General features: G+C 37.7%; 8 protein-coding genes and 3 tRNA genes. All 11 read left to right on the top strand.

Going from position 1 to position 8,520, the window contains the following annotated elements:
• Positions 1 to 73: 73 nt before the first annotated feature.
• The 11 genes from DLK05_RS07520 (at position 74) to rpoB (ending at position 8,517) form a co-directional block, all read left to right on the top strand.
• Positions 74 to 146 (top strand) — tRNA-Gly (locus tag DLK05_RS07520).
• Between the two features lie 13 nt (positions 147 to 159).
• A tRNA-Thr gene (locus DLK05_RS07515) sits at positions 160 to 231 on the top strand.
• A 58-nt stretch (positions 232 to 289) separates the two neighbouring features.
• Positions 290 to 1,477 (top strand): elongation factor Tu, encoded by a 1,188-nt coding sequence (gene tuf, locus DLK05_RS07510; protein WP_127343393.1) that lies wholly within the window; start codon positions 290 to 292, stop codon positions 1,475 to 1,477.
• A 49-nt stretch (positions 1,478 to 1,526) separates the two neighbouring features.
• A tRNA-Trp gene (locus tag DLK05_RS07505) sits at positions 1,527 to 1,599 on the top strand.
• Between the two features lie 100 nt (positions 1,600 to 1,699).
• Complete coding sequence (gene secE, locus DLK05_RS07500; RefSeq protein WP_127343392.1) at positions 1,700 to 1,891, top strand: preprotein translocase subunit SecE; 192 nt, start codon at positions 1,700 to 1,702, stop codon at positions 1,889 to 1,891.
• 15 nt (positions 1,892 to 1,906) lie between these two features.
• A complete protein-coding gene (nusG, locus tag DLK05_RS07495; RefSeq protein ID WP_127343391.1) occupies positions 1,907 to 2,455 on the top strand; it encodes a transcription termination/antitermination protein NusG in 549 nt (182 codons plus the stop codon).
• A 25-nt stretch (positions 2,456 to 2,480) separates the two neighbouring features.
• Positions 2,481 to 2,924 carry a 50S ribosomal protein L11 gene (gene rplK / locus DLK05_RS07490; protein ID WP_127343390.1) on the top strand — a complete coding sequence of 148 codons (444 nt, stop codon included), beginning with the start codon at positions 2,481 to 2,483 and terminating at the stop codon, positions 2,922 to 2,924.
• Between the two features lie 20 nt (positions 2,925 to 2,944).
• Positions 2,945 to 3,637 (top strand): 50S ribosomal protein L1, encoded by a 693-nt coding sequence (rplA, locus tag DLK05_RS07485; RefSeq protein ID WP_127343389.1) that lies wholly within the window; start codon positions 2,945 to 2,947, stop codon positions 3,635 to 3,637.
• 30 nt (positions 3,638 to 3,667) lie between these two features.
• A complete protein-coding gene (gene rplJ, locus DLK05_RS07480; RefSeq protein WP_127343388.1) occupies positions 3,668 to 4,186 on the top strand; it encodes a 50S ribosomal protein L10 in 519 nt (172 codons plus the stop codon).
• 37 nt (positions 4,187 to 4,223) lie between these two features.
• Positions 4,224 to 4,598, top strand: coding sequence for a 50S ribosomal protein L7/L12 (rplL, locus tag DLK05_RS07475; RefSeq protein ID WP_127343387.1), 375 nt, complete (start codon positions 4,224 to 4,226; stop codon positions 4,596 to 4,598).
• A 106-nt stretch (positions 4,599 to 4,704) separates the two neighbouring features.
• Positions 4,705 to 8,517, top strand: coding sequence for a DNA-directed RNA polymerase subunit beta (rpoB, locus tag DLK05_RS07470; protein ID WP_127343386.1), 3,813 nt, complete (start codon positions 4,705 to 4,707; stop codon positions 8,515 to 8,517).
• Positions 8,518 to 8,520: the final 3 nt, after the last annotated feature.

Below are 8,520 nucleotides of genomic sequence, written 5' to 3'. Positions count from 1 at the left end.
TTCGTAGGTTCGAATCCTGCTCTCCCCACTTTGATTTTGATTGAAAACGTTCAATCAATAAAAATATTACCATGCGGGAATAGCTCAGTTGATAGAGCATCAGCCTTCCAAGCTGAGGGTCGCGGGTTTGAGTCCCGTTTCCCGCTCATTTATATGTTTGCCGTTGTAGCTCAGGGGTAGAGCGTTTCCTTGGTAAGGAAGAGGTCATGAGTTCAATTCTCATCAATGGCTCAGAAATTTGAAAATATTGTTTTTAATTGTTGTCTAATATAATTTAACATTTGGAGTTATGGCTAAAGAACATTTTGACAGGTCAAAACCACACGTAAATATTGGTACCATCGGTCACGTAGACCACGGTAAAACTACTTTGACTGCCGCTATTACCACAGTTTTGGCGAAAAGAGGTTTTTGTGAAGTGAAGTCTTTCGATTCGATTGATAACGCTCCTGAAGAAAAAGAGAGAGGTATTACCATTAATACTGCTCACGTAGAATATTCAACAGATAAACGTCACTATGCTCACGTTGACTGTCCAGGTCACGCTGACTATGTGAAGAATATGGTAACTGGTGCTGCTCAGATGGATGGTGCTATTTTGGTTTGTGCTGCAACTGATGGACCTATGCCTCAAACTCGCGAGCATATCCTATTAGCTCGCCAGGTAAACGTACCTAGAATGGTAGTTTTCTTGAATAAAGTTGATATGGTTGACGATCCAGAAATGCTAGAGTTAGTAGAAATGGAAGTTCGTGAATTGTTGGATTTTTATGAATTCGATGGTGATAACACTCCTATTATTGCTGGTTCTGCTCTTGGTGCATTGAATGGTGAAGCTGAGTGGGAAGAGAAAGTAATGGAGTTGATGACTGCAGTGGATGAGTGGATTCCACTTCCTCCTCGTGATGTTGAAAAACCATTCTTAATGCCGGTAGAGGATGTTTTCTCTATTACTGGTCGTGGAACAGTTGCTACTGGTCGTATCGAAACAGGTATTGTTAAAACTGGTGAAGAAGTTCAAATTATCGGTCTTGGTGCTGAAGGAATGAAATCAGTAATTACTGGAGTAGAAATGTTTCGTAAGATTCTTGATGAAGGTCAGGCTGGTGATAATGTAGGTCTTCTATTAAGAGGTATCGATAAGGCTGCAATTAAACGTGGTATGGTTATTTGTCACCCTAATACAATTCATCCTCACACCAAAATTAAAGCTGAGGTTTACGTATTGAAAAAAGAAGAGGGTGGTCGTCATACTCCATTCCATAATAAATATCGTCCTCAGTTCTATATTAGAACTCTTGATGTTACTGGTGAAATCACTCTTCCAGAAGGAATTGAGATGGTAATGCCTGGGGATAATGTAACAATTAATGTTGAATTAATTACTCCTGTTGCTTGTGACTTAGGTCTACGTTTCGCTATCCGTGAGGGTGGTAGAACAGTTGGTGCTGGTCAGATAACTGAAATTGTTGAGTAATTTCATATATAAGGATTGATCCATATTTTATGGGTCAATCTTCTTATAGACGGGTGTAGCTCAGTTGGTAGAGCACTGGTCTCCAAAACCAGGTGTCGGGAGTTCGAGTCTCTCCTCCCGTGCGAAGACAAAATTGCCTTATGAAACTCTATACATTTTTTATTCCTGGAATAAAATTTATCTGGTAAGTTTCATACGACTTTTAAAAAAAAACAGTATACGATGAAACTGAAAATTTATATAGAAGAAGTTTATAAAGAGCTAGTTCACAAAGTATCTTGGCCATCATGGTCTGAGCTCCAAAATAGCGCAATTGTGGTAATGATTGCATCTGCAATTATTGCGATTGCAATTTTCGCTATGGATTTAGGGTTCAGAAATATGATGGATTTTATATACGGTTTGTTTTACTAATTCCTTAAGATAAAGATGGCTGAAATTGATAAAAAATGGTATGTTCTTAGGACCGTTGGAGGAAAAGAAAAAAAGGTTAAAGAATATATTGATAGTGAAATTTCTAATCTTGGTCTGGAGGAATATGTAGCACAGGTTCTCATTCCTACCGAAAAAGTATTTCAAGTGCGTAACGGTAAGAAGATTAGCAAGGAAAGGGTTTTTCTTCCGGGCTATATTCTTGTTGAAGCAGCACTCGTTGGTGAGATTCCCCACATTCTTCGTAATGTTACGAATGTTATTGGCTTCCTGGGGGATACTAAAGGCGGAGACCCAACTCCAATGCGAATGTCAGAAGTGAATCGCATTTTAGGAAAGGTTGATGAATTGGCTGGCAAAGATGAGGAAATTAGTATTCCTTATTTTGTTGGTGAGATGGTTAAAGTGACTGATGGACCATTTAATGGTTTTACGGGCGTGATTGAAGAGGTTAATACTGAGAAGAAGAAACTGAAAGTTATGGTAAAAATCTTCGGACGTAAGACTCCTCTAGAGTTAAGTTTCATGCAAGTAGAAAAAGAATAATTAAATCCTTTAGAAAAGTAAAGCTATGGCTAAAGAAGTTGCAGGATTAATCAAATTGCAGATCAAAGGTGGTGCTGCAAATCCTTCACCCCCAGTAGGACCTGCGTTAGGTGCTAAAGGGGTTAATATCATGGATTTTTGTAAACAATTCAATGCAAGAACACAGGATCAGGCCGGAAAAGTAATTCCAGTTGTGATTACTGTCTATAAAGACAGTTCTTTTGAATTTATTACAAAAACTCCTCCTGTTGCTGTTCAAATTTTGGAAGCTGCTAAATTAAAATCAGGTTCTCCTGAATCAAACCGGAAAAAGGTTGGTTCAATTTCTTGGGATCAAGTCCGGGAAATTGCTGTGGGGAAAATGAAAGATTTAAATGCTTTTGAAGTGGAAAGCGCCATGAGTATGGTTGCTGGAACAGCGAGAAGTATGGGTGTCACAATTTCAGGTGATAGTCCTCTTAATCAATAATTTAAAACACTGCAATTAAAATGGGTAAACTAACAAAAAATAGAAAGTTAGCTGCAGAAAAACTTGAAACTGGTAAGCTATATTCTATCGATGAAGCAGCAAAATTGGTTAAGGAGATTACATCTACCAAATTTGATGCCTCAGTGGATATGGATGTTCGCTTAGGAGTTGACCCAAGAAAAGCTAATCAAATGGTTCGAGGCGTGGTTACCCTTCCTCACGGTACTGGTAAAGAAGTACGCGTTTTGGTTCTTTGTACTCCAGATAAGGAGGAAGAAGCAAAGGCTGCCGGTGCCGACTATGTTGGTCTTGACGAATATGTTGCTAAGATCAAAGGAGGTTGGACAGACGTTGATGTAATCATTACCATGCCAACTGTTATGGCAAAAGTAGGTGCGTTAGGCCGAATTTTAGGACCTCGTGGTTTAATGCCAAATCCTAAATCAGGTACCGTAACTATGGACATTGCGAAAGCAGTTGCCGAAGTGAAAGCTGGTAAGATTGATTTTAAGGTAGATAAATATGGTATTATTCACTCCTCTATTGGTAAAGTATCTTTTGAAGTAGATAAACTTGCTGAGAATGCTAAAGAGTTTTTTGGTATTATCAATAAGTTAAAGCCATCTTCTGCAAAAGGAACTTATGTCAAGAGTGTTTACCTGTCAAGCACAATGAGTCTTGGTATTCAGTTGGATACTAAATCACTTGACTAATTTTAATTTTTAATCAAGACCTTAGTAATCATGAAAAAGGAACAAAAAGTTCAGATTATTGATAGCTTGACGGAAGAAATCAATGCTTCAAACCATTTTTATCTGACAGACATCTCTGAATTAAATGCAGAAGATACTTCAGCATTGAGAAGAGCATGTTTCGAAAAGCAGATCAAGTTGGTGGTAGTTAAAAACACCTTACTTAGAAATGCTTTAGAAAAAGCAGATGGTGAGTTTGAAGAGTTGACTGATGTACTTAAGGGTGCGACATCCCTTATGCTTACAGACACAGGAAATCTTCCTGCAAAGCTTATCAAAGAGTTCCGAAAGGGACATGATAAACCTATCCTGAAAGCAGCGTATGTTGAAGAAGCGCTATATATTGGTGATAATGAGTTAGATACTCTTACTAATATTAAATCTAAAGAAGAACTTGTTGGAGATATTGTTGCATTGCTTCAATCACCAATCAAGAATGTTATATCTTCTTTGGAATCAGGAAAGAATATCCTAGCTGGTGTTGTGAAAACACTTTCAGAAAAAGAGTAATATATTTAGTAAATTAAATTTTAAAAACTGAAGGAAAATGGCAGATTTAAAAAAGTTTGCAGAAGAATTAGTTAATTTGACTGTTAAGGAAGTAAGTGAATTGGCTGAGATCTTAAAAGAAGAGTACGGAATTGAACCTGCTGCTGCTGCAGTTGTTGCTGGTCCAGCTGCTGCTGGTGCTGAAGGTGGCGCTGCTGAGCAAACTGAGTTCGACGTTATTCTTAAAGCTGCTGGTGGTTCTAAGCTAGCTGTTGTAAAATTAGTTAAGGAATTAACGGGTCTTGGACTAAAAGAAGCTAAGGCTGCAGTAGATGCTGCCCCAGCTGCATTGAAAGAAAAAGTTTCTAAAGAAGAAGCTGAAGCACTTAAAGCACAATTAGAAGAAGCTGGAGCTGAAGTTGAACTTAAATAGAAGCGTTAAAACCTATATATAGGGTTATTTTGGTTTAGAGTTCCTACTCGGGACTCTAAGCCTTTTTGTTGTTTATTATCGTTTAGGTTCAATTAATTTTAAGTAAATGTCTTCAAATACTATTAGTCAGAGAATTAGTTTTACTTCAAATAAAAATCAGCTACAATACCCTGATTTTCTTGAGGTTCAATTAAAATCTTTTCAAGACTTTTTTCAACTGGAAACAACCCCGGAAAAGAGAAAGAACGAAGGATTATTTAAAGTATTTAGCGAGAATTTTCCAATTACTGATACACGAAATAACTTCGTGCTGGAATTTCTTGATTATTTTGTTGATCCGCCCCGTTATGAAATAGAAGAATGTATCGAAAGAGGCCTAACTTATAGTGTTCCTCTTAAGGCTAAACTCAAACTTTACTGTACTGATCCTGAACATGAGGACTTTGATACTGTTATTCAAGATGTCTATCTGGGAACGGTACCGTACATGACTGAGAAAGGTACCTTTGTTGTTAACGGAGCAGAACGTGTTGTTGTGTCCCAACTTCACCGTTCACCTGGTGTATTCTTTGGTCAAAGTGTACACGCAAACGGAACTAAATTATATTCTGCCAGAATTATACCATTTAAAGGTTCCTGGATCGAATTTGCAACAGACATTAATAATGTAATGTTTGCTTATATCGATAGAAAGAAAAAACTTCCAGTAACAACATTGTTGCGTGCAATTGGTTATGAAAGTGATAAAGAAATTCTGGAAATATTTGATCTTGCTGATGAGGTGAAGGTTTCAAAAACTGGCTTAAAAAAAGTAGTGGGAAGAAAACTTGCTGCTCGTGTTTTGAAGTCATGGATTGAAGACTTTGTTGATGAAGATACCGGTGAGGTTGTATCTATTGAGCGTAATGAGATCGTTATTGATCGTGAGACAATAATCGAACCAGAACATATAGAAGAAATTCTTGAGTCAGGGGCAAAAACTATTTTGCTTCACAAGGAGGAGCAAAATTTAGCTGATTATGCTATTATTTATAACACTTTGCAAAAAGATCCTTGTAACTCCGAGAAAGAAGCTGTTCTTCATATTTACAGACAATTAAGGAATTCCGAGCCGCCAGATGAATCTACCGCTCGTGATGTAATTGATAAATTATTCTTCTCTGATAAGCGTTATGATTTGGGCGATGTTGGTCGTTACCGAATTAATAAGAAATTAGGTCTTAATACTGATGGTGCTACAAAGGTATTGACCAAAGAAGACATTATTGAAATTATTAAGTACCTGATCAAACTTTTAAATGCGCGTACTGATGTGGATGATATTGACCATCTAAGCAACCGTCGTGTTCGTACAGTTGGAGAACAACTTCACACCCAGTTTGGTGTTGGTTTGGCACGGATGGCTCGTACAATCAGGGAGCGTATGAATGTACGTGACAATGAGGTTTTTACACCAATTGATTTGATCAATTCAAAAACTTTATCTTCCGTAATTAATTCATTTTTCGGTACTAATGCACTATCTCAATTTATGGATCAAACGAATCCATTAGCAGAGATAACTCATAAACGTAGATTATCTGCTCTTGGACCTGGTGGACTTTCTCGTGAAAGAGCCGGATTTGAGGTTCGAGATGTTCACTATACTCACTATGGTCGTCTTTGTCCAATTGAAACACCTGAGGGACCAAATATTGGTTTGATTTCCTCTTTATGTGTTTTTGCAAAAATTAATAATCTTGGATTCATTGAGACTCCGTATCGAAAGGTAGTGGAGGGAAATGTAAACTTAGATCCAAGTGCTATAAAATATCTTTCAGCTGAGGAGGAGGAAGGTTTAGTTATTGCCCAGGCAAATGCTCCGGTGAATGAAGATGGAAGTTTTGTTAATCCTAAGGCTAAATCACGTAAAGATGGTGACTTTCCATTTGAGGAAGTAGGTAATCTTGATATGATGGATGTTGCACCTAATCAGATCGCTTCGATCGCTGCTTCGCTTATTCCATTTTTGGAACATGACGATGCTAACCGTGCTTTGATGGGATCAAATATGATGCGTCAAGCTGTACCGGTTATCAATCCTGAGTCACCTATCGTTGGTACAGGTTTGGAAGGAATTTTGGCTAAGGATTCAAGAACTCAGGTGAGTGCTGAAGGAGAAGGAATTGTTGAATTCGTAGATGCCACTAAGATCATTGTTTGTTATGAGAGAACTGAAGAAGATAAGTTTGTAAGCTTCGAAGGAGATAGTAAAACTTATAATCTTCCAAAATATCAAAAAACAAACCAAGGTACTACAATTGACCTTAAACCAATTGTTGCTAAAGGTGATAGGGTAGTTAAAGGACAGATATTAACCCAAGGATATGCTACACAATTAGGAGAGCTTGCTCTAGGTCGAAATCTAAAGGTTGCTTTTATGCCTTGGAAAGGATACAACTATGAGGATGCGATCGTAATATCTGAGCGTATTGTCAAAGATGATGTATTTACATCTGTTCATGTTGATGAATATACTCTTGAAGTTCGAGATACTAAACGAGGAATGGAAGAGTTAACCTCTGATATTCCTAATGTTAGCGAAGAAGCAACTCGAAATCTTGATGAGAATGGATTGATTCGTATTGGTGCTAATGTTGAACCAGGCGATATCTTAATTGGAAAGATTACTCCTAAAGGGGAATCAGATCCTTCTCCCGAAGAGAAATTATTGAGAGCTATTTTTGGTGATAAGGCAGGTGATGTGAAAGATGCTTCGTTGAAAGCTTCCCCTTCACTTCGTGGTGTTATCATTAATAAGAAATTGTTCTCTCGTTCCATAAGAGACCGTAAATCTAAACAATCAGACAAACCTTTAATTCAGAAACTTGATGAAGAGTTACTTGCTCAGGAATCTGATTTGAAAAATCGTCTAGTTGAGAAATTATTTACACTGGTAAATGGAAAGACATCACAGGGAGTTCAGGATTATTTGAGCGTAGATGTGATACCAAAGGGTATGAAATTTACTCAAAAGCTTTTAGTAGATATCAACTATCTGGAAATAAATCCTAATAAATGGACTACAGATAAAGATAAAAACGAGGTTATTAAAAAGCTGCTGAATAATTATATTATCAAATATAAAGAACTTGATAGTAGTAATAAACGCAAAAAATATAATGTAACCATTGGTGACGAAATGCCAGCAGGTATTATTCAAATGGCTAAGGTTTATGTTGCAAAGAAACGTAAACTTCAGATTGGGGATAAGATGACTGGTCGACATGGTAATAAAGGTATTGTTTCTCGTGTGGTTAGAGAAGAAGATATGCCATTTCTTGAGGATGGAACTACCGTGGATATTTGTTTGAATCCACTTGGAGTACCTTCTCGTATGAACCTTGGACAGGTTTTTGAAACGGTATTGGGATGGGCAGGAAAGGAACTTGGATTAAAGTTTGCAACTCCTATTTTCGATGGTGCTTCTCTTGATGAGATTACTGCTTATACTGACAAAGCTGGTGTTCCAGCATATGGTAAAGCGTATCTTTATGATGGTGGAACAGGTGATCGATTTGATCAGCCGGCTACAGTTGGTATTATTTATATGCTGAAACTAGGCCATATGGTTGATGATAAGATGCACGCACGTTCTATTGGACCATATTCTCTTATAACACAGCAGCCTCTTGGTGGTAAAGCCCAGTTTGGTGGTCAGCGTTTTGGTGAGATGGAGGTTTGGGCACTCGAAGCTTTCGGTGCTGCTCATATACTTCAGGAAATCCTTACCGTTAAATCGGACGACGTTGTTGGTAGGGCAAAAGCCTACGAAGCAATTGTTAAGGGTGATCCAATGCCTAGCCCGGGAATACCGGAATCTCTTAATGTGTTATTACATGAACTTAGAGGTTTAGGTCTAAGCGTTAAATTAATATAAGTC

The organism is Ancylomarina longa (assembly GCF_003996985.1).
Classification (GTDB): domain Bacteria; phylum Bacteroidota; class Bacteroidia; order Bacteroidales; family Marinifilaceae; genus Ancylomarina_A; species Ancylomarina_A longa.
This window is presented reverse-complemented; position numbering and strand designations above follow the sequence as displayed.

Excerpts from the sequence above, each read along its gene's own strand:
- tuf (WP_127343393.1), top strand. The coding sequence starts at position 290 with ATGGCTAAAGAACATTTTGACAGGTCAAAACCACACGTAAATATTGGT.
- rplA (WP_127343389.1), top strand. The coding sequence starts at position 2,945 with ATGGGTAAACTAACAAAAAATAGAAAGTTAGCTGCAGAAAAACTTGAA.
- rplK (WP_127343390.1), top strand. The coding sequence starts at position 2,481 with ATGGCTAAAGAAGTTGCAGGATTAATCAAATTGCAGATCAAAGGTGGT.
- rpoB (WP_127343386.1), top strand. The coding sequence starts at position 4,705 with ATGTCTTCAAATACTATTAGTCAGAGAATTAGTTTTACTTCAAATAAA.
- rplL (WP_127343387.1), top strand. The coding sequence starts at position 4,224 with ATGGCAGATTTAAAAAAGTTTGCAGAAGAATTAGTTAATTTGACTGTT.
- rplJ (WP_127343388.1), top strand. The coding sequence starts at position 3,668 with ATGAAAAAGGAACAAAAAGTTCAGATTATTGATAGCTTGACGGAAGAA.
- nusG (WP_127343391.1), top strand. The coding sequence starts at position 1,907 with ATGGCTGAAATTGATAAAAAATGGTATGTTCTTAGGACCGTTGGAGGA.
- secE (WP_127343392.1), top strand. The coding sequence starts at position 1,700 with ATGAAACTGAAAATTTATATAGAAGAAGTTTATAAAGAGCTAGTTCAC.